This is a genomic window from Nocardioides albidus, from assembly GCF_006335005.1.
Classification (GTDB): Bacteria; Actinomycetota; Actinomycetes; order Propionibacteriales; family Nocardioidaceae; genus Nocardioides; species Nocardioides albidus.
This window is the reverse complement of sequence record NZ_VDMP01000017.1, coordinates 10745-13601: the sequence shown is the minus strand read 5'-3', so window position 1 is coordinate 13601 and position 2857 is coordinate 10745. Positions and strand designations below refer to the sequence as shown.

The following is a 2857-nucleotide window of genomic DNA, read 5'->3' as shown; positions in this document are numbered from 1 at the left end:
CGCCTCGGTCGCCTCGGCCGAGTCGGCCTCCTCGACCACGGGGATGAGGGACAGCTTGCCGCGGTCGTCGATCTCGGCGATCTCGACCTGGAGCTTCTGGCCCACCGAGACGACGTCCTCGACGTTCTCGACGCGCTTGCCGCCGGCGATCGCGCGCAGCTTGCTGATGTGCAGCAGGCCGTCCTTGCCCGGCATCAGCGCGATGAACGCACCGAAGTTGGTCGTCTTGACGACCGTGCCGAGGTAGCGCTCGCCGACCTCGGGCATGGTCGGGTTCGCGATCGCGTTGATCGCGGCCCGCGCTGCCTCGGCGGCCTCGCCGTTGGTCGCGCCGATGTAGACCGTGCCGTCGTCCTCGATGGAGATCGAGGCGCCGGTGTCGTCCTGCAGCTGGTTGATGACCTTGCCCTTGGGCCCGATGACCTCGCCGATCTTGTCGACGGGCACCTTGACCGTGATGATGCGCGGCGCGTGGATCGACATCTCCTCGGGGGCGTCGATGGCCTCGGCCATCACCTCGAGGATCGTCAGGCGGGCGTCCTTGGCCTGGTTGAGGGCCTTTGCGAGGACCTCGGCCGGGATGCCGTCGAGCTTGGTGTCGAGCTGGAGCGCGGTGACGAACTCCTTGGTGCCGGCGACCTTGAAGTCCATGTCGCCGAAGGCGTCCTCGGCACCGAGGATGTCGGTCAGCGCGACGTACTCCGTCTTGCCGTCGATCTCGCCCGAGACCAGGCCCATCGCGATGCCCGCGACGGAGGCCTTGAGCGGCACACCGGCCTGCAGCAGCGACAGGGTCGAGGCGCAGACCGAGCCCATCGAGGTGGAGCCGTTGGAGCTCAGCGCCTCGGAGAGCTGGCGGATGGCGTAGGGGAACTCCTCGCGGTTCGGCAGCACCGGCAGCAGCGCGCGGCGGGCCAGCGCACCGTGGCCGACCTCGCGACGCTTCGGCGAGCCGACGCGACCGGTCTCACCGGTGGAGAACGGCGGGAAGATGTACTTGTGCATGTAGCGCCGGTGGTTCTCCGGCGACAGCGTGTCGATCTGCTGCTCCATCTTGAGCATGTCGAGGGTGGTGACGCCCAGGATCTGGGTCTCGCCGCGCTCGAACAGCGCCGAGCCGTGCACCCGCGGGATCACGTCGACCTCGGCGTGCAGCGGCCGGATGTCGGCCAGACCGCGACCGTCGATGCGGATCTTGTCGCGCAGGATCGACTCGCGCACGACCTGCTTGTTGACCGAGCGGAACGCGGCGCCGATCTCCTTCTCGCGACCCTCGAACTGGCCGGCGAGCTGCTCGAGGACCTGGTCCTTGAGCTCGTCGGTGCGGTCGTTGCGCTCGGTCTTGTCCGCGATCTTCATCGCGGCGGCGAGGTCGGACTTGACCGCGGCCTCGACGGCGGCGAAGACGTCGTCCTCGTAGTCGAGGAAGACGGGGAACTCCTGGACCGGCTTGGCGGCCACGTTGGCGAGCTCGACCTGGGCCTCGACCAGCTGCTTGATGAACGGCTTGGCGGCGTCGAGGCCACCGGCCACGACCTCCTCGGTCGGCGCCTGCGCGCCGCCGCGGACCAGCTCGATGACGTCCTCGGTGGCCTCCGCCTCGACCATCATGATCGCGACGTCGCCGGTCTCGGTGACGCGGCCGGCGACGACCATGTCGAAGACGGCCTTCTCCAGCTGGCTGTGGGTCGGGAACGCGACCCACTGGCCCTCGATGAGCGCGACGCGGGTGGCGCCGACGGGACCGCTGAAGGGCAGGCCGGAGAGCTGGGTCGACAGCGACGCGGCGTTGATCGCGAGCACGTCGTACGGCGTGTCGGGGTTGAGCGCCATCACGGTGATGACGACCTGGACCTCGTTGCGCAGGCCCTTCTTGAAGGTCGGGCGCAGCGGGCGGTCGATGAGGCGGCAGGCGAGGATCGCGTCCTCGCCCGGGCGGCCCTCGGAGCGGAAGAACGAGCCGGGGATCCGGCCCGCGGCGTACATCCGCTCCTCGACGTCGATGGTCAGGGGGAAGAAGTCGAAGTGGTCCTTCGGGTGCTTGCCGGCGGTGGTGGCCGAGAGCAGCATGGTGTCGCCGTCGAGGTAGGCGCTCACCGATCCGGCGGCCTGGCGGGCGAGGACGCCCGTCTCGAACTTGACGGTGCGGGTTCCGAACTTCCCGTTGTCGAGAACGGTCTCGACCTCGGAGATGACGGGTTCAGTCAACGTTTTTCTCTTATTCGTACGGTGCGGGACGCGCTGCCCCGCTGAATGGACTTGATGACGTCTGCCACCTTAGCGAGCGGCCGGCGCAAAAGCAGAACGGGCGCCCCCGGAGGGGTCGCCCGTTCGACATCACGCATCCGTGGCGTTCGCGGTGCTTCTGCGCGTGCGGCCGCAAGGCGGCGGCCCGAAGGCGGCCGTCAAGCGAAGCGGGCCGTCGAGGGCCGCCAACGCCGCGGACGCTCCGCAGAAGTGCCGGGAACGCCGCGGATCAGCGGCGAAGGCCCAAACGCTCGACAATGGAGCGGTAGCGCTCGATCTCGGTCTTCTTCAGGTAGTTGAGAAGACGACGGCGCTGGCCGACGAGCAGGAGCAGGCCACGACGGCTGTGGTGGTCGTGCTTGTGCTGCTTGAGGTGCTCGGTCAGGTGGCTGATGCGGTGGCTGAGCAGCGCGATCTGCACCTCGGGCGAACCGGTGTCACCCTCGGTCGTGGCGTACTCGGCGATGATCTTCTTCTTGGTCTCAGCGTCGGTACCGACTGCCATGGGGACTCCTTGATTCACTCGTTGCGCGGCGCCCCAGCCTGGAATCCTGGAGCTCTCTTCGTCCGCGGCCGTTCTGACGGCAACCGCACAAGGCTAACAGCGGAC

Annotated in this window: 2 protein-coding genes; both read right to left on the bottom strand. The window is 68.4% G+C overall.

Annotated elements, in window-relative coordinates; genetic code table 11:
* Positions 1 to 2208, bottom strand: a 2208-nt coding sequence (locus tag FHP29_RS04375; protein ID WP_139621763.1) for a polyribonucleotide nucleotidyltransferase, incomplete at its 3' end; no start/stop codon positions are given.
* Between the two features lie 268 nt (positions 2209 to 2476).
* Positions 2477 to 2752 carry a 30S ribosomal protein S15 gene (gene rpsO / locus FHP29_RS04370; RefSeq protein ID WP_036542197.1) on the bottom strand — a complete coding sequence of 92 codons (276 nt, stop codon included), beginning with the start codon at positions 2750 to 2752 and terminating at the stop codon, positions 2477 to 2479.
* Positions 2753 to 2857: the final 105 nt, after the last annotated feature.